The sequence below is a fragment of the Filomicrobium insigne genome (assembly GCF_900104305.1).
Classification (GTDB): domain Bacteria; phylum Pseudomonadota; class Alphaproteobacteria; order Rhizobiales; family Hyphomicrobiaceae; genus Filomicrobium; species Filomicrobium insigne.
On record NZ_FNJC01000001.1, the window covers coordinates 650109 to 671180 of the forward strand.

The following is a 21072-nucleotide window of genomic DNA, read 5'->3' on the forward strand; positions in this document are numbered from 1 at the left end:
CGAATTCAAGATGACCACCACGCCATGCTGCGCGCACCAAACGGAACACCGATCATCGGAATTGTCGGCTGGAAGAAGTCGGGGAAGACAACCTTGACCGTTCGTCTCGTCGAGGAATTCGTGAAGCGCGGTCTAAAGCTGGCGACAGTTAAACACGCGCATCACGCATTCGATGTCGACAATGGAGAAACGGATTCGGCGCGTCACCGTCGTGCCGGTGCCTCGCAAGTTGCCGTTGTTTCTGGGCGACGCTGGGCCATGGTGACAGAACTCCGCGGCGCGCCGGAGCCCAACTTCGAGGAAATCATCGCGGCTCTGGAGCCAGCCGACCTCATCATTGTCGAAGGCTACAAATCATCTCCTATCGCAAAGATCGAAGCGCGGCGTGTCAAATCCCTGACAACGAAGCCCCTCGCCGACGATGATCCGCTCGTTATCGGGATCGCTACCGATCATGCGATCGATGGCAAGGGGTTGCCCGTCTTTGATCTCGACGATATCGAAGCGATTGCCGACTTGATTGAACGGATACTCGGCCCACTGCCGAGGCAGGCCAACAGCGAAAGCTCCGCCGGAGCGCAGATGCAGGACCCTGAATGAACGGGCATATTTCTCTGAGATCTCTCGCCGCTTCCATCTTCTCGGTTGTTACATTTGCCTGCGGATCGGCGCTGGCTCAGAATCCTGCAGCGCCCGCAGCGCTTGATCCCGGAGGACCTGCAATTGCGCTAATCTCTACCGGCGTCGATTATACCGATCCTGCGATCGCTTCACGTTTGGCACGCGATGGCGAGGGCGAACCCATCGCGTGGGACTTCGTCGACAACGATCTCAAACCCTTTGCAGCTCCCTCCGACCGTACCGACGATGGGACCCGACTCGCGAAGCTGATCCTAGCGACCGATGATAAGGCGCGCCTCATCGTTGTGCGCGTAACGCGAAACGAGCCAGACTCCCTGGCGAAGGCCGTAATGTTCATCGCGCGCACGCCGGCAACCGTTGCCGTTGTCGGGACATTTCCGCAGAAACAGGATGGATGGGATCGCTTCGGTGGAGCAGCCAGCGCTGCGGCGAAAAATGTGCTGTTCTTTGTCCCCGCCGGGATGCCGGATGAAGCGCTCGGCGGCCAGGCTTATCCCGTTGGGCTCAATCTAGAGAATATCCTGACCGTGGCTCCGCTGACGCCCAGTTCCGCAGAAAATGATACGGCGGAAGGCGCGGCCCCGGCCGATGTCTGGGTCAAGACGCGCGAAACGCAGGTCAACGACCAACCCGTTGTCGTACCGTCAGACGGATTGCAGGCGGCTGCGCTTCTTGGCGGCTATACGACCTGTGTGCTTCGCGGTCGCGAATTTACTCAGGTCGCCGCTGCGAAGGCGGCCCTCCAGGAGTTCGCATCATCGGTTGGAGATAACGGCCCGAAGAACGTGTACGATACCGTTTGCGAACAAAACAACGAGCCCAAGCCATCACCGTAAGAAAGCCGTATAGATGGCCAGCCGCGGAGGAAGCGTGATGGACGAAGACAATATGAATCGCAAAGAGCGTCGCGCTGCACGTAAAGCCGGTCATCTCGACAGCGCCGCTTTTCTCAAGGTCGCCGACAAGTTCATCGATCTCGCCAACCGTGAAAATGCGCGCGTCAAGGCTACTGACCTGCACAATGCGTTCCTCTATGCAGCCGCGCGTTATAACGCCTTCGTCGCTAATACGGTCCTCGAAGTCGAGAACCATGAGGAATTTGTCCAGACCATGGTGAAGCAGTACGCCGAAATGCTACGGCAGAATCTGGCCGATCCAAACCTCGCAGCAAAGCCAGAGTGACCTTCCTTCGTACAGCGTAGGCACGATTACGATTTTTGCGACGGAGGTAACGCGGTGCTTTCGGTGTCCGCAGTCTCGTCAGCGGCCTCAGCTTCCGCTTCTTCCGCCTTCAACGCCGCTGCGCAAGCCGCCCCTGATGTGGCCGCTGTATCAGACCAGTCGTCCTGGGAGGTTTTTGAGGCGACTGCTTCCTCTGCCCCTTGCTTAGCCTCGGGATCAACCGCTGTAACTTCCGTCTCTTCGACAGGCTTGCCCAACGCCTCCCACTCCGCCACCTCTTCGTCCGAGAGGAACCCTCGGCCAAACCGATAAGCCGTCTTCATCATCCCCTTTGGCAGACAAACGGCGGCATCAGTATAGTCCTCGCAGTAGTCATCAAGACCATCCATATTCGCGAGGACAGGGTTGGAGACCCACAATTTGCGAAGCGCGGTATTGCGAACGTCATCCGGGACGTCGGCTTCCATGAATTGCTCGTAGTCGGAATCGTAGCCGAGCGAGTCGAAATCGAATTTCGAGAAGTCCCGGACTTCCGGCTTTTGTGCCTCTGCTTCCCCGCGGACCTCACCCTCTGAGGGGGCAGCTGAAGTCTGCTGGTCAATTTCGGAAGCAGGGGATTTACGTCCGGCCTCGGCCTCAGAGATATCAGCATCTACCTGAGCTTCGCCGGTCCTGTCCGCCTGCTTTAATCGTGACCAGCGTCCGAGAAAGCCCTCGATCCGTTCCTGGCTCATTCGTTTTCCGTCTTTCCTTGCTTGGCACCCTTTGCACCATTCACCTTGCCCATCATGGCACGCCGCTCGCTCAAAGCGAATATCGGCTCTTGTCCAAAGAGATGCTTTTCCGGCTCAAGGTGCGGCTCACGTCGACGTTTCTTGAACGTCTCTTCAACGTGGTGCTTATCAATGAAATCCCGGATGATGAAGACCAACCGCTCCGGCATCGCCACGCAGTCTACGGAATCGAGCCCCATGCTCGCATGCGGTTGCGCCTCGAAAGGCGAGGCCGTGACCAAGTGAACGTCCAGCGGGTGTTCGCTTCCGGATTCTGGATCTTCCCGCGTCACCACGTACACAGACGGTTCGCCGTTGGCCAGGTTTACGCAGTAGGCGGTCGTTTCCTTCCGATGTAATTCAAGTGGAAGGGTCGCAGCGTGGTAATGCACCACATCATCCGTACGACGAAGCTCGCGCCAATCGTCAATTGACGGCGCGTCGAGAAATACGCTGATCGGGCGCCAACGATATTCCTGCCATGGATGCGAAATGCGCTCTCGCGCGATCACAACCCCTAGGGGAATGGAGACCGCAAGGCTCATTTATTCGACAGCTCCCTACGCTCCTAGACAAAAGAAATTGTATATTGCCAATTGAACCTTCCGCAAGTGCACTTTACAGCAGTTAAGGTCATAATTGCTGCTCCTTGCCACATAACATACGGCGGTGCCCCCATATGACGCAAAAAACCAACGATTCCAAGCTGCTGGTCTGCAACTGCCAGCGCTCGATGGACATCGATGCGGCAGGCTTGAGCAAGGCTTTGGGGTTCTCGGATAAAATAGTGGTTCACCAGGAACTGTGCCGCTCCGGAATTTCCGCATTCGAATCCGGTCTCGCCAGTGGCCACCCCCTCCATGTTGCATGCACGCAGGAAGCACCCCTTTTTCTCGAAATCGCATCCGAACATGAATCCGAAGCGGAATTGCGATTTATAAATATTCGGGAAACGGCTGGGTGGTCGGAAGCAAAAAGTTCTGTCATGCCGAAAATGGCAGCGCTACTTGCCGATGCCAGCTACGAACCAGAGCCGGCGACAACGCTCACCCTTGAATCCAAGGGTATGTGCCTCGTTTACGGTTCCGGACAGGCGGCACTTGATACGGCTGCCAGTCTCGAAGGCCGGCTATCGGTTACCGTTCTCTTGAGCGATGCTGATGATGCGATACCACCGAACGTCGTTGCCCAACCGATTTACAAGGGCAAGATCCGGGCGGCACGAGGTGCGTTGGGCCGTTTTGAAGTGGTCGTCGATGGTTATGCGCCGGTGCTGCCGTCTTCGCGTGGCTCGCTTGAGTTTGCGATGCCGCGAGACGGAGCTTCCGCAAAGTGTGATCTGATCCTAGACATATCCGGAGGGCACCCACTCTTTACAGGTCACGGACGCCGCGACGGCTACATCAGTGCAGATCCGAACAACCCAGGTGCTGTCGCACGCGCGATGTTTGAAATTTCGGATCTGGTCGGCGATTTTGAAAAGCCGCGCTACATTGCGTACGACGCCAGTATCTGTGCGCATGCCCGCTCCGGCAAGGTCGGCTGCTCCAATTGCTTGGACGTCTGCCCACTGGGAGCAATTTCTCCGAACGGTGACAGCGTTTTGATCGATCCAGCCGTATGTGGCGGCTGTGGCAACTGTGCGGCTGCGTGTCCGACCGGTGCCGCGAGCTACGCGGTTCCACGGCGCGGTGATCTCGTGAACCGCCTTGGGATCATTCTCGACACCTATATCGGCGCCGGGGGAACGCATCCCAGGATCATGTTTCATGATGAGAAACACGGGACTGAATTGATTGGCGCCATAGCCCGCTTCGGTCGTGGCTTGCCGGCCAATGTAATACCGGTTCGTGTCAATTCCACACTCATGATCGGACACGATACGATTGCGGCTGCGTTGGCGCTCGGCGCCGATCAGGTCGCCATTCTTTGTTCACCTGAGCATCCAGAGGAATTGGAAACACTCCGTGCGCAGTGCCAGCTGGCTCGCACGATTGTTTCGGCACTCGGCTACGAGGGCGACCGTATCGTTATGATCGACGAGCATGATCCCGACTCGCTCGAGAATAGCTTGCATGACCAGACCGAGCTTACCGCGATGACGCGGAATGCTTTCTCGGCACTCGGTAGCAAACGCGAAGTCGCCCGCATCGCGCTCACCAAGCTTCACGAAAGGGCACCGACACCAACCCAGCTCGTGGCGCTTCCAGAAGGCGCTCCATATGGCCGCATCGTGGTGGATGTTAGCGGCTGTACGCTCTGTCTGTCGTGCGTGGGTGCATGCCCCGCCAATGCCCTCGGTGATAATCCGGAACGTCCGGAACTCAGCTTCACCGAAGCTGCGTGCGTGCAATGCGGCGTCTGCGTTGCCACATGCCCGGAAAAGGTCATTTCACTCGAGCCGCGTTATGACTTCTCGCCGCAAGCCCTAACCCCGACGGTGGTCAAATTCGAGGAACCGTTCAATTGCATTCGCTGCGGAACCCCCTTCGGCGCCCGTTCTTCTGTTGAGCGGGTTGTCGAGCGCTTGAAAGGGCACTCGATGTTCCGCGATGCTGGGCAACTTGACCTCATCCAGATGTGCGATACGTGCCGCATCGAAACCCTCGCCAACTCCGGGAATGATCCGTTTGCCGGAGGTGAACGGCCACGAGTTCGCACAACGGACGATTATCTATCAGCCGAGGCTGAGGCGGCACGGACCGGCAAAGCGCCAGAAGACTTCCTTAATTAGCCCCGCGGGCCTCATCAGATACGGCTCAATTGCACGCCCTCTCACGTCCGCTCAACAGGCCGTGAGAGGGCCTTTCCATTGGCGCTTGACGTGTGCATTTAAGGCAAGATGAGAAATCGCCTCGGAGACAAGTCAGATGGCTTCCAAACTGCTTATCTTGTCTGCTGGGTTGCTGCTGATCGCTGGCGTTATTGCCGCAATCGATCCGGAGCGCGGAAACAACCAGCCGCAAACGCGGCTCGTCGGCAATGCATGGTGAGGCGAAGCCCAACACAGGAAACATGAGAAACGACGTCGGCCTTCTCTCCCCCTCCCCCCGAGCCGGCGTCCAACGGGTAGAGGTCTCAGTGAGCAGCACCAACTGGGACCTCTCCCCGATCCCTTGATCAGAGATTTCTTACGTCGAAGATCAAACGGAGGTGAGAAGGGGTAAATTCGTGATAAGATTCTGCGGCTTCATCTTGACCCGATCTTGAGCGGTCTGAGCCAATGCCAGATAAATGGGTCGCCCCTTCACGCGCTCGATAACCAAGCGCTCGTCCGGTATTTTCATCCGGAACAAACCGATCAGGCGTGTCATACTGTCGGCCGGAGGCGCATTTCCCTCATAGAGCGCATTGAGAATCTCCGTAGCCTCGCGGTCTAGGCCGATATGCCAACGCCAATCGCTATCCTCGATACGCGGACGCGGTTCGACTGTGACTTCGATACGGACAAGGTGGTTCAACCACCCTTCGATCACACGGGCGAACGCATCCAACGCTGGCTGTTCAAAGCGAAAATCGACGACGGTATCGAAACGGTCGGATCGGCCCCAGTAGATGTCCTTATTGTCCTCGCTCAGAACGTCGAGCGTGACACTCTTCATCTGAGTGCCCGTTTCAGCCAAAAGCTGCCCGAGACCCGTGTCCGTGCCAGTGCGCGCATGCATGTCGACGATCTCTTCATCGGCCAGCATTAAACGGCCATCGTCAGTCGAGACTGATTGTTCGCGGAAAAAAATCTCCGCAGCACGCAGTCGGATCGGATCACGCACATCCTTCAAGATATTGCGCAGAATGAGATGCACCATCTGATCGACGAAGACGGGCGGGACGACCGGCGTGGGATGGCGCATCAACGCGAGGTAAGCCCCCTCGATCGTGCGCGCACTCTTCAGCAGGTCACGATAAGCGAGAACGACAGCATAGTTCTCCGCTGCATCACGATCGGCGAGAGTCGCAAGACGCGCATCGGAAACGACCAGGAAGGGATCTTCCATAAGCTCGTCGTGGAGCTTGACCTCCTCGGCGCAGCTTTCATCAATCGGATGAATCTCGGGGCGCGTCAGATAGGCCCGAATGAAATCTGGTGTGACTTCCAACCAGCCTTCTTCACCTACGTTCAGCAGGTGCATTCCGGCTGATTTCCAAAAATCACGTTTCATCAGGCTCAACTTTCCAGACACGGGCGTGCAAAGGTTTGTCCGTCGGCGGGCGAATGGTGCGGAACTCTTCTTTTATGGCTCCGTCGGCATCCAGAACGCGACGCACAGTGAATACCGTGTTTATCGGCGCATCCTGTACGAGGTCGGTTATGAAAAACAGTTCTCCGCGTGCCGCTGGAAGCGCCGCTTCGATGTCGGGCGCACCGTATCGGGTAACGAAATGCTGCGCGAGCCGATACTCAGCTTCATCATAGTCCGAGCTTTGCGCCTGGGCTACGACCGCGAATGTGGAACGGCCAAAACTTGTCAGACCGAGGAAGCCATTCGCGAAAGCCTGGCGAAGCTTCCCGGCAATCGCACTTTTGTCGAGATCAGCGAACTCAAACGCTCCCGAGATCGCCCATTCGTCTGGTTCGGCGGCTTTTTCGAACACGTGCGCATCACTCATGTCGAAGTTGATGGTACGCAGCAGTTTGTGGCCGCTCATCCTGTTAAATCCATCCCAGCTGCCGGTGCGCCCGCTTCGCTTTCAAGCGCTATTGTCTTGCCGTCAGCGAGCCGAACAAGCAATTGCATCTCATCTGACATACCTAATGCGCGCCCGCGAACCAGCCGGCCGCCAATACTAAAAGCGGCTTCGTGTTCATAGCCCTCGACGCGGCCGATGAACGGACCCGCGACAGCTTTGAAACCGTCATCCTGCCAAACCTGCAACCACGAAAGCATATGCGCACTCAGGGAACGCAGAATCTGGGTACGGTCGACATCCCCGCCCCCTTCATCAAAGACTGATGTCAGTTGCTCTGCTTCTCCTGGTTCACGGTCTATGTGTGGGCTTGCGACCTGAATGCTCGCGCCGACGACCAGCCAATCGGGAACATCATCCGGACCAGATTGCGCGAGCGCGAATTTCACTTGTCCGACAAATGCACCGTTGAGCAGGATGCTATTGGGCCAGCGCAGGTGGACTGCAGTCTTCGGCGGCATCAGTGTGCCGAGGCTGTCTGCAATGGCCGAAAAAAACAGCGGCTTGATCTGTAATGCCACACGGCGCGAAACCTCTGGCTCCAAAATTAAAGCCATTTCGGCCCGTTGCGTACTTCTCGCCCAAACGATGTCCGCCGCGCCAAGCTCGCCACTAGCGGCGCGACGGCAGGCTGTCTCGAATGCTTCGGCCGGTGCCTTGATGGCATGGCCCGTCAAGATCGGGGGAAATTCTGGATCCGGCAAATGCATGTCTCTTCTCGCGCGGTGGGACGTGCTCCGGATAAGGCCATCGATCAGCCTAGATCGATCTCACCCTCAACAACGTGATTGAGATCGGTATTCTCCGAAGTCAAAACAACACGAACCTTCAACTTGCCACTTGTCAATCCGCGCTCGCGAACGAGCGCTTCGATCTCGTGTTGTGACGTTACGCCAACCTGCTTGAGGAACTTGCGCATCGATAGGTTGAACTTTTCTTCGTCCATTTCACATCCTCTTATACGTAGAGATCGGGACTTGTCTCTCATTTGCATGATTGAGACACTGCGCCTTATCGGCACGCGGGAACGACGGGCTTTCTCGCGTATGATGTCTTTGACATCATCTCGATGGCCTGCTGCGCAGTGACGATACGCGGGGTCAGGCATTTGTCCGGTCCAGATAATCAGCCTCACAAACGAACGTTGCGATCCGCGTAGGCATCCGATGAGGAGACGCGTGTGTAATTCAACGTCACTGCGGCCGCAGCTGCAATGACCGCAAGGATAACGAGGCTCGAAAGAAATGCCTTCATGGCTTGTCTACTCCCAATTCGTTTGCTGGCGCACTCGGCTTCTTCGGATCGCTATTTTTCTCGTCAAGCTTATCCGATCCGCCGGGGCGGGTCGCTTCTTTAAGATATGAAATTAGATCATCGCGCTGTTCAGGGTCGGTCATCTTCTGCAGCGGCATTTTTGAGCCCGGCGTGAAGACATCCGGTCCGAGTTCAAAAAGCTTGGAGACGGTTTCCTCGGTCCAGATGATGTCGAGGTCCTTCAAGGGCTCCGAGTACGGGTATCCCGGGAGCGCTGCGATCTTTCTCCCAAATATGCCGTAGAGCGTTGGACCAGCGCGATTTTTGCCATCAGGTTTCAGCGTGTGGCAGACGCTGCATTTCCGCGCGAATTGAATACGGCCGCGGGCAAGAGGATCGTCGCTGGCTTCGCTCAACTGAAACCGCCGCGGATAGGGACTGTCGATGGGCTCGAAGGGTTGACGCGGCGTGATCTGCCAAGCCGTCACAAAATCATCCAGACCGCCCAGATATATTCTCTTTCCATCGGACGCGAAATTCATGGCCCAGATTGGACCGTAGGGGTTTTGATATTCCTCGATCAACGTGAAGTCCGCTGAGCGATAGACCCGGACAGTGCCGTCAGCGCCCCCCGTCGCCAAAAGGCCGGGCTTGTCTGTCGCAGCAAGAGACAGGATCGGGCGTTCGGAGCTCTTTAATTCTGCAACGACTTCCCCTGTGCGCGCCGATACGACGCCAGCGGTGCCGTTCAGACCGCCAAAGGCCAGATTCTCAGTGCCGGGAAGACGCGCGAGAACATTGATCCCCCAGCCCAGCCTGTAGATGGGACGCTGGTACGCGCCGTCCGTGACCTTGAAAAGGCGGATCTCGCCATCATAGCCAGCCGTATAGACGTCTGCGCCGTTCGCGGAGAATTCGACATCGTTGACTGGCCCGCGATGCCCCTCGAGCACGGGGCCGGGCACGAGCCGCTCCAGATCCCAAAGCCGGGCCGTATGGTCCCAACTCGCCGTCGCCGCCCAGCGGCCACCCGGCGAGACTGCAAGCCCCACGATTTTTCCCTTGTGACCAGAAAAGCGATGCAACGCCTTACCGTTTTCGAGGTCCCACAGGACGAGCACACCGTCGTCGCCCGCAGCGAGCGCCTTTTTGCCCTCTTCTCCTACGAAGGCAACGGCATTGACGGCACCGTCGTGTTCGTCGAACCGCCGTCCCTCGTCAACCTTCTCGCCGGAGACATCCCACAGCATCATCGCGTAGTCGAAGCTACCCGTAAGGACGCGTTCATGCGCTCGGTCGACGCTTATGGCTTTGACGGGACCGCCATGTCCGACCAGATTGCCATGCGCGGATCGGCGTTCCGATGCATCTGGCAACCCTTTTGGAGCCGGAGCCTGCATAGCCTTCGCGGAGGATGTACCTGTTGCGGGAGAGTCGGCGGCCCCGCCCGTTGCGACGGCCGGTCCTGCCAACGTTCCCAGCGCCACCAGCATCCAAACGGCCGACCAAATGGCCAGCCGTTTGCTGCGCAGGACGCGCGCTTGCAGGCTATTGTGCCTCATAGCCGGCTACTCGGCGGGTACTGGCTGACCTGACGGACGGTGCGCTTTTCCGGCTGCCAGTTCCTCTTCCGCCCAAACGCTGTGGTGTTCCTTGGCCCAATTTGTATCCACCTGTCCGGTTCCCATGGCATCGAACGCACCCTCCATGCCAAGCGTTCCGATATAGATGTGGGCGAAGATCACGCAGATCAGGAACAGCGCCATGATCGCGTGCCACAACGAGGCCAATTGCTGCTCCTCATTAGCGGTCAACTGCGTCGGCAAATCGAAGCCGATCATGTTCAATGCCGCAAACGTCTTTGAGAACATCGGCATGTCGAACGGGAACATCAACGAGAGGCCCGAAAGCGTAATTGATATGCCGCTCAACATGATGAGCCAGAAGAGAATTTTCTGACCTGCATTGAACTTGCGGGCCGGTGGATGCACGCCGCGCGAGAACATACCGCCGCCCTTGGCCAGCCAAATGAAGTCTTCCTTGCTTGGGAAGTTATGGCGCAACCAGAGGACGAACGTGATTAGGAGGCCGGCCATGAATGCGAAGGCGACATAGTTGTGCAACCACTTGGCGACGATCGACATGCTTGCGAACGCTTCTTTACCCATGACAGGGATCAGTACGTAGCGCCCGTACAGCACGTTCAGGCCGGTCAACGCCAGAATGATAAATGACGTCGCTAGAAGCCAATGGCCTGTACGCTCGAGATAGTTGAAGCGCTCGATCGTGGCACCCGACTTGCCATGTTCGATACGGATACGGCCACGGATGAGGAAAAACAGCGCCAGAAGGCCCAGGATTCCGGCCATCGCGTAGGCACCATAAGTGGGCAACGGGCCATTACGTACGGCACGCCAAGTTTCGCCAGAGGAATCGACCAGCACGCCGGCCTTCTTGTCCATGATCGAGACCTGACCCTGAACGCCCTGGCGTAGTTTCGTCCAAAGCTCGATGTCGTAGCTTCCACCTTTTTCAGGAACGACCATAGGAGCTGTGGCGCCACCGTTTACTGCTCCGGCCGGCGGGCGCACGTTGGGATTGCCCGAGGAGGATTGGGCAAAAGCCGGTTGCGCGGCCACGATGAATAGTGCCAGCAGAGCGATCAGCGCATTCCACAATGCCCAACGCTCAGCCCCACGCTCCCCGTTATTTTTCAACTCAGCCATGGCTGTCTCCCTAGAGCCTTCTCCACCTATTCCTCAGACCAAGCTGCGCAGCCGCTGAATTATTCTTGTTCTCGCAGCCGGCTGTTGGCCTGCGCTCCTTCACACCCCTCAATTTCCCCGTAGGTTCTGAGCACGTGCCCGCAGTTCTTCGACCTGCTGCTTGCTCAGCTTCTCATCCTTCTTGCCGGCATAAACGCCAGGCGTGTGCATGAGGGGGCGGTTCTGCTCCGCCTCGCGGCACGCAGTTAACGACAGCGCGAGCCCTGCCGCAATAAATGGTGCCAAATACGTCGCCGACTTCATTGCCGAATTCCCCCACGCTCAATGTCGTTCATGATGGGTCATACCGATCGGCTGCGAGCGATATTGGGCTTTCCATAGATCGCTCTGCTTCATGATCGCGCAAGCGTTCAGGAATTTCCATAGTTGTGTGCGCGGGCGGCCAGATCAAAAAGTATGATCCCGTAATGTTTCTGGTTTCGGGCACGAAACGGGGCGGCTTATGCCGCCCCGATCGTTACTTCGATGCTGTCGGATGGGCACGACCTATCCTTGAGGACCAGGATAAGCCTTACCCCAACCCCAGGCGCCGGAACCGAACCCGCGGGCCACGACACGTTCGCGATAAATATCGGAGACGATATCGCCATCACCTGCGAGCAGCGCTTTGGTCGAACACATCTCTGCGCAGAGCGGCAGCTTGCCTTCGGCGAGACGGTTGCGGCCGTACTTCTTGAACTCGATGTCCGAATTCGCCTTCTCCGGCCCACCTGCGCAGAACGTGCACTTGTCCATCTTGCCGCGTGATCCGAAGTTAGACGCCTGAGGATATTGGGGCGCACCGAACGGGCACGCGTAGAAGCAATAGCCGCAGCCGATGCACAGGTCCTTGTTATGCAGAACGACGCCTTCGTCGGTCTGGTAGAAGCAGTCGACGGGGCAGACGGCCATGCACGGTGCATCAGAGCAGTGCATGCACGCGACCGAAATCGACCGCTCACCCGGTTTGCCGTCGTTGATTGTGACGACACGCCGACGGTTTACGCCCCACGGCACTTCGTGCTCGTTCTTACAAGCGGTGACGCAAGCGTTGCACTCGATGCAGCGTTCAGCGTCGCAGAGAAACTTCATACGTGCCATGGATCAGGCCCTCCAGATCTTGCAGAGCGTGGTCTTTGATTCCTGCATCTGCGTGACGGCGTCATAGCCGTAGGTTTGCGCTGTATTGCTGGCTTCACCCAATACGTAGGGATCTGCACCCGGAGGATACTTCGACCTGAGGTCTTCACCCTGGAAGTGACCACCGAAGTGGAAGGGCATGAAGGCGACGCCAGACCCGACCCTTTCGGTGACCAAAGCCATAACCTTGACCTTGCCCTTTTCAGGGCCCTCCACCCAAACAGTCTCGCCGTCCTTGATGCCGAGATTGTTGGCGTCCTTGGGATTGATTTCGACGAACATGTTTTGCTGGAGCTCGGCCAACCACGGGTTCGAACGGGTCTCGTCGCCGCCGCCCTCGTACTCGACGAGGCGCCCTGAGGTGAGGACGATCGGATAGCTGTCGTAGAGCTTTTCCTCCATCGCCTTCTTCTGGATGGTCTCAAACAGGACCGGTAGGCGATGCAGCTTACGATCCGTGAACGTTGGATAAGAGGCGACAAGATCTGGCCGCGGTGAATACAGTGGCTCGCGGTGAAGCGGAACAGGGTCGGGGAAGGTCCAAACCACTGTGCGGGCCTTAGCGTTCCCGAACGGCGCCAAGCCGTGCTTGATTGCAACGCGCTGGAGGCCACCGGACATATCCACCTTCCAGTTGACCTTGCCCATAGCTTCCGGATCGCTGCTTCCGGCCACCTTTTCGATGGCAGCTCTTTCCTCTGCCGTCAGGTCACCTGCCCAGCCGAGCTTGTCGATCATGGCATAGGTAATCTCCGGATACCCATCCTTGATCTCCGAGCCTTCGGGGTAAGATTCGACTGCGAGCAAGTTGTCGGCGTCGGGGTTCCCCTTCGCCCACTTCTCTGGCGCAGCAACACCGAACCGGGCGCGGAAGCAGAGGCCACCTTCGGCAACCGGCTTCGAGGTGTCATAGAGCACCGGCGTGCCAGGATGCTTCAGCTCGGCGGTGCCCCAGCATGGCCATGGCAGACCGTAGTAATCGCCGTCGCATGGGCCACCATTGGCCTTCAACGTTCGTTTGTCGAAGGTGTGCTGGTTGGCCATGTGCAGTTTCAGCCGGTCAGGGGACTGGCCCGTGTAACCAATGGTCCACATGCCTTTGTTGAACTCGAGAGTCGTGTCTTCGACATTCGGCTCGTTGTTTTCGACTTTGATGTTTTTGAACATCTCTTTGTCGAATGCGAACTTCTTGGCGAAGAGATACATGATCTCGTGATCGACCTTGGATTCGAAGAGTGGCTCAAAAACCTTTTCGCGCCATTGCAGCGAGCGGTTTGACGCGGTCACGGAACCCGACGTTTCAAGCTGCGTGGCTGCCGGCAGGACATAAACGTTGTCGCTGCGGCCATGCATCACTGCTGTTACCGTCGGATAGGGGTCAACTACGACGAGGAGATCAAGCTTCTCCATCGCTTTCTTCATATCCGGCCCGCGCGTTTGCGAGTTGGGAGCATGACCCCAGAAAACCATCGCACGGACCTTGTCGCGTTGCTCGATGTTCTCCTTATCTTCGAGTACACCGTCGAACCACCGGCTGACGGGGATACCCTTGGCCTCCATCATCTCCTTATTTTCGAAACGTGAGAGGAGGTAGTTGTAATCGGTATCCCAGACTCGGGCCCAGTGTTTCCAGGATCCTGTCGCCAGACCGTAGTAGCCCGGCAAGCTGTCCATCAGCACGCCGAAGTCGGTTGCACCTTGCACGTTATCGTGGCCGCGGAAGATGTTGGCGCCACCGCCTTCGACACCGATGTTGCCCAGCGCCAGCTGGAGCACGCAGTAAGCGCGTGTGTTGTCGTTGCCGTTCGCGTGTTGTGTACTGCCCATACACCAGACCAACGTGCCGGGTTTGTTTGTGGCGAGTGTCCGCGCGACGCGATGCAACTGCGAGCCGGGAACGCCGGTCACCTTTTCGGTTTCTTCCGGGGTCCACTTCTTCACTTCTTCGCGAACGGAATCCATGCCCCAGACGCGTTTGCGGATGTACTCCTTATCTTCCCAGCCATTTTCGAAGATATGATACAGGATACCCCAGATCAGAGCGACGTCCGTACCGGGGCGGAACCTGACATATTCGGTGGCGTGTGCCGCGGTGCGGGTAAAGCGCGGGTCGCAGACGATCAGCGGCGCATTGTTCTGTTCCTTGGCCTTCAAGATGTGCTGCATCGCGACGGGATGCGCTTCGGCGGCGTTACTGCCGATGAAGAACATCGCCTTCGAATTCAACATATCGTTGTAGGAGTTGGTCATCGCGCCATAGCCCCAGGTGTTGGCAACACCTGCGACCGTGGTCGAGTGGCAGATGCGCGCCTGGTGGTCGACGTTGTTCGTGCCCCAATAGGCCGCGAACTTGCGCATCAAGTAAGCTTGCTCGTTAGAATGTTTCGCGGAACCCAGCCAGTAGACAGAATCTGGACCCGACTCTTCACGGATCTTCATCATCTGATCACCGATCTCGTCGATCGCCTGATCCCATGTGATCCGCTTCCACTTTCCGCCTTCCAACTTCATTGGATACTTCAAGCGTCGTTCGCCGTGAGCATGCTCACGTATCGACGCGCCTTTGGCGCAGTGCGAGCCGAGGTTGAACGGGCTGTCCCAACCGGGCTCCTGCCCGATCCAAACACCATTTGAGACTTCAGCAATTACCGTGCAGCCCACCGAGCAGTGGGTGCAAACAGATTTACGCGTTTCAAGTTTGCCGGCTGCTTTTGGAGCAGCCGCGTGCGCGCGCTGAACGCGCCCTCCGACAAACGAAGTCGCGGCCGCAACGCCCCCAACGGCAAGTCCAGAATTGCGGAGGAAGGACCGACGGTCGATCGCGCCACCGGGAACGGCATCACGCAGCACCGCAGTAATACCTTGGCGAGGCGTTACACCGGAAACCTTTTTCCTGAGCATATCTCTTCTCCCATGAGCGGAAGCCCGCGCGTTCGCGATAGGGTTCGCGCGACGCGTGCTCCCGAGCTCAATTCATCACATGAATTTTGCGAGTTCGTAGTAGCGCTTTACGTGTTCGCTCTCACGGTAGGTCTGGCCGGGCTTTGGTTCAGCCTCGACCTCAGCTGCCAGTGCTGGACTTGCCGCAGCCACTGCTGCCGCGCCACCACCGACCACGCTCGCGCCGGCAAGTTTAAGAAAACTACGCCGGTCGGCTGCCGCGGCCTTCTTGTCATTTTGCATCGTCCGCTCCTCCTTTTGCCCGGTCCGACAACCGGGCCTCCTTCGTGCATTGCGTGCCTCTCGACGCCCAGAGGCATCAGGGTTGAAGCTGCAGAGACACTGGTCAGCTTCGGCCTTAGGAAAAAGCGCGTTAGACGTACTCAAACGCGCGTTTTTCAATCTCCATAAACTCGACGCCTATGCGGCCCAGGGCGGCATAGAACGAAGACTGATCTGTCTCAGAGAGATCCTTGAAGAAATATGGCGCCCAAGACACCACATGCGTTTCGAAGAACTTCCGCTGACGCTCCAAGTCGACTGGACCTACGAGCGATCCGTCGACGAGACCTGCCATAATTTCGAGGACACTCGCGATATGGTCCTCCGGCTCCTTGACCGACGGATCGCGCTCGATGCCGAGCGCAGCCATATCCAGACGCAGTCTGGCAAGTGGCTTTTCATGTAGAAAGCCGGTCAAATAGTAGGAGGCGAATGGAACCAGTACGCCGCGACCAAGACCGATAAACAAGTCGTGGAAGTCGTCATCGGCAGCGACTTCATCCGTCGCAGCAGCCGCCTTAGCAAACTTTGATATTGCCTGACCTAATGGGCTCTCGTCGCCAGTCAGTTGTGCTGCGTGCTGAAGTTCCGATTTCTTGACTGTTTGCGTCAAGTATGCACATATGAGCCGGTACAGATCGGCTCGCAGGTCCTCCTCGGATCTGTCTGCGAAATCTTGTTGCCTATCCCTGGGCAGCGGTTTCGCGACCAACGCGACCCCTCCCTTGCGCCTGCATTAGGTGTGTGAACAATTCCGCTTCAGACTGCGACGAAATATGCCGATCTGCAAGGCAGATTCATTGGTATGCCAGGAACCAAAGCACTGATTTTTCAAAGCTATCTCGCATCACAGCATGCATAAATTATGCTCTGTTTGCTGTTTTTTTCGTCGTATTCTAAGGTCTGGTAAATTTATCAATTGAACGCGCAAATTTGCATTTTCACATTGCTGCAGCGCATTCATGCTGAGGCTTGCACTTGCGGCGTGCACCGATAGGCTGAGGTACGGTCGCCTAAACGGTGCGCAGACCCTGCTTCTGACATTCTGCGCTGACCATATAGCAAACGGCCAATTGGATCGCCGATCATGCTCGCTGGATGCGTTCAATCTAGGATCAAAATCATGCGCCGGATCGGCAAGTAGGGAAAGAAATATCTCAAGATGGCTGCCGAAAGTCACAATCAGCATGTGCCCGCGCTTGAAAAAACTGCGCCGATGATCGACCCCTTCGGTCGTCACGTCTCCTACTTGCGCGTCTCGGTTACAGACCGTTGCGACTTCCGATGTGTCTATTGCATGTCGGAGCATATGACGTTTTTGCCGAAGAAGGATTTGCTGACGCTCGAAGAACTCGACCGGCTGTGCTCCGCATTTGTATCGAAGGGTGTCCGCAAGCTTCGGATCACAGGTGGCGAACCCTTGGTCCGTAAGAACATCATGTGGTTGTTTCGAGCTTTGTCACGCCATCTGGACGCAGGCGACCTCGAAGAATTGACCCTGACAACCAACGGTAGCCAGCTCGCTAAATTCGCGACTGAGCTTTATGACTGCGGCGTGCGCCGGATCAACGTTTCACTCGATACGCTGAGCCCGGACAAGTTCAAGGCCATCACCCGCTGGGGGGACTTAGAAACGGTCTTGAAAGGTATCACCGCCGCGGAACGCGCCGGGATCAAGATCAAGATCAATGCGGTCGCCCTGAAAGGCGTCAACGACGAAGAGATCGACGATCTGATGCGGTTCGCGCATGGCCGTGGTGCCGACCTCACGCTCATCGAAACGATGCCAATGGGCGATATCGAAGGCGATCGCACGGACCAATACTTGCCGCTTTCACTCGTACGCGCTCAGCTCATGGACCGCTGGACGATGCATGACATCCCCTACAAGACTGGCGGCCCGGCTCGCTACGTCGCTGTCGAGGAAACCGGTGGGCGGCTCGGTTTTATCACTCCGATGACGCACAATTTTTGCGAAAGCTGCAACCGCGTACGTCTGACCTGCACGGGCACGCTCTATATGTGCTTAGGACAGGACGACGCGGCAGATCTTCGCGCGCCGCTACGGGCCAGCGATGACAATGACGTCCTCAGCGCAGCTATCGACGAAGCCATCGCGCGCAAACCGAAGGGGCATGATTTCATTATCGACCGGCGCACAAAACGCCCAGCCGTATCACGTCATATGAGCGTGACCGGCGGCTAGAAATGGATGGGCCGGGAGCGGGTTTGGCTTTGCGCGGCTCAATCTATCAGCTTAAGAGCCGCTGGACGGCAGCACGCATATCCTCAAGCGCAAACGGTTTGAGTAAAAACTCGTAACGTGCGTTGCTCAATCCGTTAACGCGTTCCAATTCTGCGTGATGCGCCGACATCAAGAGGATCGGCATATCGGCTGCGAAAGTAGCAGCACGCTGGCATAATGTGATCCCGTCCAAGCCAGGCATATCAACATCCGCGATCAGCAATGCGAAGGTCGCACCGGGCGCTGTAAGTTGTTCGAGCGCTACGTTGCCATCCTCAGCTACCGATACATCGTGGCCATCACCCTGAAGCGCGTGCTTTAAAAAATTTAGCGTCGCGGTGTCGTCGTCGGCCAACAGGATCTGCATCTTCGGACACCTCAGGACGCTAATATTTACCATATGGGATAGGGCACCAGGGCGCGCGCCAGCTTCATCCACGTGCCATCCTGGCGACATAGGGAAGTTCACGGTAGCGATGCGCTAGATCCATACCGTAGCCGACGACAAATTCGTTGGGACACTGGAAAGCGCGAAAATCGACCTCGAGTTGCACCGCCCTGGGAATGAGCTTTTCCAACAGAACACAGGTCAGAATATTGCGCGCGGCGCGCGCACTCATCAGGTCTTTTGCGAACGCCAGCGTGCGACCGGAATCCAGGACGTCGTCGACAATCAGAACATTGCGTCCGCGAACGTCCAATTCTACGTCACGCAGGATGTCAACGGTGCCCGATGAAACCTTGCTCTTGCGATAGCTCGACAGGGTTATGAAATCGACTTCCGGCTCAATGCCGACGGCGTTTAATGCGCGGATCAGGTCAGCCGCAAAAACGAAACTGCCTTTCAAAACCGCGACGACGATTAGATTTTCAAGCTTGCGCGCGGCAATTTCCACCGCAAGCGACTGAAGGCGGGTTGCAATTTGGTCAGAGGTGAGGACAACCTCGAGATTGGTGGCCGTCTGGTTTTTGGTCGCGGACGTGGGTTGGCTCATTTTCTCGTTGCCTTGTCTTCAGAAACTGTGGTCTGGGCTGTTGCACAGACCTGCGGTTCGCTTCTATCCAGTCTCTAGGTATCGACGGAATATGATAGTCACGCAATTGCGTACACAATGGGGGCCCACATTAACACTTGCGTACACGAGGTGGCCACATTCCTCCTTGATTGAACGCTAGCCTAGTCTGGCGCGCCTTGCGCCAAGCCTTTTCAATGCATGCAACCTTCTTGCAGAACTGACTGAGCACAGCACGTGATCCGACTGAACAATGTTGCTTTGCGCTATGATCGTGGACCTGACATCCTGACGGACGTCAATTTTCACCTGCGTCCAGGTTCGTTCCACTTCCTCACTGGTCCTTCCGGCGCCGGGAAGTCTTCCCTATTGCGGCTCCTGTTCATGTCCATCCATCCGACGCGGGGTCAAATTCATCTTTTCGGCCAGGATGTCAGTAAGATTACGACAGCCAAGCGCGCGCAACATCGGCGCCGCATCGGCATCGTGTTTCAGGATTTTCGTCTGCTCGATCACTTGACCACCTGGGAAAATATCGCACTTCCTTTGCGCGTCGTCGGCAAACGGATCGACGATTATCGCGAGGACGTGACGGATCTTTTGCAATGGGTCGGGCTCGGCGATCGCATGCATGCCTATCCCTCGATTCTGTCGGGCGGTGAAAAGCAGCGTGCCGCTATTGCCCGCGCCGTCATCGGCAAGCCGGAACTGCTTCTGGCCGACGAACCGACGGGTAACGTCGACCCGCAGATGGCCCGCCGGCTTCTGCGGCTGTTTATCGAACTCAACCGGCTTGGGACATCGGTCGTGATTGCAACGCACGACCATCAACTCATGCGCCAGTTCAAGGCGCCAAGATTGGAATTGCACGACGGTCATGTCAGGATCGTTTGACACCACAGGAGGCCGACCGGCTCGTCAGCGGTTCTCGGACGCTGACGCGCTGGATGATGTCGTGACAGGTCCGCCCACACGGACGGCGCGGCCACGCCTCATACCACAGCGACGCCGCGAACCGTCCGGCGGTCCGTCGCGCAGTATCCGGATCGATAAGAACGGCGGCCAGGGTGCGGTCGTACCTGCCGGGTCGGTGACGGGTAGCTCACTCAACCTCGTTATTACGATCATGTGCTTCCTTGCGTGCCTGACAGCAGGCGCCGTTTACATGATCAATCAATCTGCGGATGCATGGCTGCGTGATGTCGCCAGCGAAGTTACCGTTCAGGTAGAGCCCCGCGAGGGCAGCGACATCAACAAGGTCGTGGATGACGTGGCTGCTTATCTACGTGCTCAGCAGGGTATCGCAGCCGCCACGGTATTGAGCCTTGATAACGCAACACATTTGCTTGAGCCCTGGCTTGGAAAGTCCGACGCACTGGAATCCCTGCCCGTGCCAAGGCTCATCGCTGTCGAACTGAATCGCGGCGCTCCACCCAACTTTGAAGCCCTATCGCGCGAACTCCAGACGCGGTTCACAGGCGTCACACTCGACGACCATCGCCAGTGGCAGACACAGATCCGGACGGTGACTCGCTCTCTGGCTCTTGGCGGGATCGCCATCCTGCTTCTTGTTGCCGCCGCCACGACAGCGATCATTGTCTCAGCAACGCGCAGCGCCATGGCTTCAAACAGGGAGATTGTCGAAGTTCTTCACTTTGTTGGCGCTACCGACGGCTTTATCGCGCGTGAGTTTGAAAAGCACTTCCTTCGTCTGGGCATTCGTGCCGGCGTCGTTGGCGCCGGGTGCGCCATGCTCGTGTTTTTGCTGATGCCCATCGTGACGCTGCTCTTGGGCGGCGGCTCCATGACCATGGTGGAACTCAACCGGCTGATCGGCACCGGCACGCTCGATGCTGCTGGTTACGTTCTGTTAGGCATCGTCATCGTCGTGATTGCCGCGCTTTGCATGCTGACGTCACGTTTCGGGGTCTATCGCATTCTCAACAGCCGCAACGATTAGTAACGCCGGAGAGCGCGTGCTTGCCGCAACACTGCCAGCTTCGTATTCTGGCACTCAGAAGCGTGGCGGGACGGGGCGGTTGCAGGCTCGGCACGTTTCGGGGGATAAGGGGCGACGCCCAAGAGCGAAGTCAATGAACCGAATGGACCCGGGTCTTCAGACGACCGGGCCCGATTGTTGTTTGGCATCA

General features: G+C 57.4%; 24 protein-coding genes. 8 read left to right on the forward strand and 16 right to left on the reverse strand.

Features of this window, described 5'->3' with window-relative positions; all coding sequences use genetic code 11:
* Window positions 1-24 precede the first annotated feature (24 nt).
* From mobB to BLS30_RS02925, 3 genes are read left to right on the forward strand one after another with little or no spacing between them, the layout of a single operon-like run.
* Window positions 25-600, forward strand: coding sequence for a molybdopterin-guanine dinucleotide biosynthesis protein B (mobB, locus tag BLS30_RS02915; RefSeq protein ID WP_090226471.1), 576 nt, complete (start codon window positions 25-27; stop codon window positions 598-600).
* Entirely contained in the window at window positions 597-1478 is an 882-nt protein-coding gene (locus BLS30_RS02920; protein ID WP_046477743.1) for a S8/S53 family peptidase, read from the forward strand. The genes mobB and BLS30_RS02920 overlap by 4 nt, the downstream gene beginning before the upstream one ends.
* Before the next feature lie 37 nt (window positions 1479-1515).
* Window positions 1516-1824 carry a DUF3144 domain-containing protein gene (locus BLS30_RS02925; RefSeq protein ID WP_052743773.1) on the forward strand — a complete coding sequence of 103 codons (309 nt, stop codon included), beginning with the start codon at window positions 1516-1518 and terminating at the stop codon, window positions 1822-1824.
* Window positions 1825-1850: 26 nt separating this feature from the next.
* On the opposite strand, the gene BLS30_RS02930 is transcribed toward BLS30_RS02925, so the two are convergent.
* Together BLS30_RS02930 and BLS30_RS02935 are read right to left on the reverse strand one after the other, a co-directional pair.
* Window positions 1851-2558, reverse strand: a complete 708-nt coding sequence (locus BLS30_RS02930) for a DUF3306 domain-containing protein (RefSeq protein WP_052743772.1) — start codon at window positions 2556-2558, stop codon at window positions 1851-1853.
* Window positions 2555-3142 (reverse strand): DUF3305 domain-containing protein, encoded by a 588-nt coding sequence (locus tag BLS30_RS02935; protein ID WP_052743771.1) that lies wholly within the window; start codon window positions 3140-3142, stop codon window positions 2555-2557. The genes BLS30_RS02930 and BLS30_RS02935 overlap by 4 nt, the downstream gene beginning before the upstream one ends.
* Before the next feature lie 134 nt (window positions 3143-3276).
* Between BLS30_RS02935 and BLS30_RS02940 the strand changes: the two genes are divergently transcribed.
* Together BLS30_RS02940 and BLS30_RS18380 are read left to right on the forward strand one after the other, a co-directional pair.
* Window positions 3277-5331: a 4Fe-4S dicluster domain-containing protein gene (locus tag BLS30_RS02940; RefSeq protein WP_090226473.1), complete on the forward strand. Its 2055-nt coding sequence runs from the start codon at window positions 3277-3279 to the stop codon at window positions 5329-5331.
* Between the two features lie 136 nt (window positions 5332-5467).
* Complete coding sequence (locus tag BLS30_RS18380; protein WP_280140606.1) at window positions 5468-5590, forward strand: hypothetical protein; 123 nt, start codon at window positions 5468-5470, stop codon at window positions 5588-5590.
* 150 nt (window positions 5591-5740) lie between these two features.
* Here BLS30_RS18380 and BLS30_RS02945 read toward each other — a convergent pair whose 3' ends face one another.
* The 12 genes from BLS30_RS02945 to BLS30_RS02995 all read right to left on the reverse strand — a co-directional run bounded on the left by BLS30_RS02945 (window position 5741) and on the right by BLS30_RS02995 (window position 16277).
* On the reverse strand, window positions 5741-6757 hold the full coding sequence (locus BLS30_RS02945; protein WP_046477739.1) for a DUF6352 family protein: 1017 nt from the start codon (window positions 6755-6757) through the stop codon (window positions 5741-5743).
* Window positions 6747-7244: a DUF6505 family protein gene (locus BLS30_RS02950; RefSeq protein WP_046477737.1), complete on the reverse strand. Its 498-nt coding sequence runs from the start codon at window positions 7242-7244 to the stop codon at window positions 6747-6749. Before BLS30_RS02950 ends, BLS30_RS02945 begins: the two co-directional genes overlap by 11 nt.
* The gene (locus BLS30_RS02955; RefSeq protein WP_046477735.1) at window positions 7241-7993 is read right to left on the reverse strand and encodes a biotin/lipoate--protein ligase family protein; all 753 of its coding nucleotides are present in this window, start codon (window positions 7991-7993) and stop codon (window positions 7241-7243) included. Before BLS30_RS02955 ends, BLS30_RS02950 begins: the two co-directional genes overlap by 4 nt.
* A gap of 44 nt (window positions 7994-8037) precedes the next feature.
* Window positions 8038-8229 (reverse strand): DUF6494 family protein, encoded by a 192-nt coding sequence (locus BLS30_RS02960; protein WP_046477733.1) that lies wholly within the window; start codon window positions 8227-8229, stop codon window positions 8038-8040.
* A gap of 185 nt (window positions 8230-8414) precedes the next feature.
* Window positions 8415-8537 (reverse strand): hypothetical protein, encoded by a 123-nt coding sequence (locus tag BLS30_RS18385; RefSeq protein ID WP_280140607.1) that lies wholly within the window; start codon window positions 8535-8537, stop codon window positions 8415-8417.
* The gene (locus tag BLS30_RS02965; protein ID WP_090226476.1) at window positions 8534-10099 is read right to left on the reverse strand and encodes a c-type cytochrome; all 1566 of its coding nucleotides are present in this window, start codon (window positions 10097-10099) and stop codon (window positions 8534-8536) included. The genes BLS30_RS18385 and BLS30_RS02965 overlap by 4 nt, the downstream gene beginning before the upstream one ends.
* A 6-nt stretch (window positions 10100-10105) precedes the next feature.
* Window positions 10106-11263: a formate dehydrogenase subunit gamma gene (locus tag BLS30_RS02970; RefSeq protein ID WP_046477730.1), complete on the reverse strand. Its 1158-nt coding sequence runs from the start codon at window positions 11261-11263 to the stop codon at window positions 10106-10108.
* A 108-nt stretch (window positions 11264-11371) separates the two neighbouring features.
* The gene (locus tag BLS30_RS02975) at window positions 11372-11566 is read right to left on the reverse strand and encodes a hypothetical protein (protein ID WP_046477728.1); all 195 of its coding nucleotides are present in this window, start codon (window positions 11564-11566) and stop codon (window positions 11372-11374) included.
* Between the two features lie 243 nt (window positions 11567-11809).
* Complete coding sequence (fdh3B, locus tag BLS30_RS02980) at window positions 11810-12403, reverse strand: formate dehydrogenase FDH3 subunit beta (RefSeq protein ID WP_046477725.1); 594 nt, start codon at window positions 12401-12403, stop codon at window positions 11810-11812.
* A 3-nt stretch (window positions 12404-12406) separates the two neighbouring features.
* Complete coding sequence (locus tag BLS30_RS02985; RefSeq protein ID WP_046477723.1) at window positions 12407-15343, reverse strand: formate dehydrogenase subunit alpha; 2937 nt, start codon at window positions 15341-15343, stop codon at window positions 12407-12409.
* Window positions 15344-15418: 75 nt separating this feature from the next.
* The gene (locus BLS30_RS02990) at window positions 15419-15625 is read right to left on the reverse strand and encodes a twin-arginine translocation signal domain-containing protein (protein WP_046477721.1); all 207 of its coding nucleotides are present in this window, start codon (window positions 15623-15625) and stop codon (window positions 15419-15421) included.
* Window positions 15626-15755: 130 nt separating this feature from the next.
* Entirely contained in the window at window positions 15756-16277 is a 522-nt protein-coding gene (locus BLS30_RS02995; protein ID WP_210183992.1) for a TorD/DmsD family molecular chaperone, read from the reverse strand.
* Window positions 16278-16826: 549 nt separating this feature from the next.
* Between BLS30_RS02995 and moaA the strand changes: the two genes are divergently transcribed.
* The gene (moaA, locus tag BLS30_RS03000; RefSeq protein WP_046477718.1) at window positions 16827-17870 is read left to right on the forward strand and encodes a GTP 3',8-cyclase MoaA; all 1044 of its coding nucleotides are present in this window, start codon (window positions 16827-16829) and stop codon (window positions 17868-17870) included.
* Window positions 17871-17916: 46 nt separating this feature from the next.
* On the opposite strand, the gene BLS30_RS03005 is transcribed toward moaA, so the two are convergent.
* A complete protein-coding gene (locus BLS30_RS03005) occupies window positions 17917-18276 on the reverse strand; it encodes a response regulator transcription factor (protein WP_046477717.1) in 360 nt (119 codons plus the stop codon).
* Window positions 18277-18340: 64 nt separating this feature from the next.
* On the reverse strand, window positions 18341-18904 hold the full coding sequence (gene hpt, locus BLS30_RS03010; protein ID WP_090226479.1) for a hypoxanthine phosphoribosyltransferase: 564 nt from the start codon (window positions 18902-18904) through the stop codon (window positions 18341-18343).
* A 255-nt stretch (window positions 18905-19159) separates the two neighbouring features.
* Between hpt and ftsE the strand changes: the two genes are divergently transcribed.
* Both ftsE and BLS30_RS03020 read left to right on the forward strand, forming a co-directional pair.
* On the forward strand, window positions 19160-19816 hold the full coding sequence (ftsE, locus tag BLS30_RS03015; RefSeq protein WP_046477713.1) for a cell division ATP-binding protein FtsE: 657 nt from the start codon (window positions 19160-19162) through the stop codon (window positions 19814-19816).
* Entirely contained in the window at window positions 19800-20882 is a 1083-nt protein-coding gene (locus BLS30_RS03020; protein WP_090226482.1) for a cell division protein FtsX, read from the forward strand. Before ftsE ends, BLS30_RS03020 begins: the two co-directional genes overlap by 17 nt.
* The last annotated feature ends 190 nt before the right edge of the window (window positions 20883-21072 follow it).